This is a genomic window from Streptomyces rugosispiralis (genome assembly GCF_024505145.1).
Taxonomy (GTDB): domain Bacteria; phylum Actinomycetota; class Actinomycetes; order Streptomycetales; family Streptomycetaceae; genus Streptomyces; species Streptomyces rugosispiralis.
In genome coordinates this window covers 1-215 of the sequence record NZ_JANIAA010000292.1, presented here as the reverse complement: position 1 = coordinate 215, position 215 = coordinate 1, and the positions used below count along the sequence as shown (strand labels likewise).

Sequence of the window (215 nt, the reverse complement as noted above, 5' to 3'; positions counted from 1 at the left end):
CGGCCGGTCTCCGGCCACTCCACCCGCTCCGTCAGCAGCGAAACGGCCCCCGCCGACCAGTCCACATGCGGCGACGGCGCGTCCACATGCAACGTCTGCGGCAACACACCATGCCGCATCGCCAGCACCATCTTGATAATGCCCGCGACACCGGCGGCCGCCTGCGTATGACCGATGTTGGACTTGATGGACCCCAGCCACAACGGCTGCCCCTC

General features: G+C 67.9%; 1 protein-coding gene. It reads right to left on the bottom strand.

The genetic code is table 11. The features are described 5' to 3' along the window. On the bottom strand, window positions 1-215 hold a 215-nt coding region (locus NP777_RS47510), incomplete at both ends, for a hypothetical protein (RefSeq protein WP_391858723.1).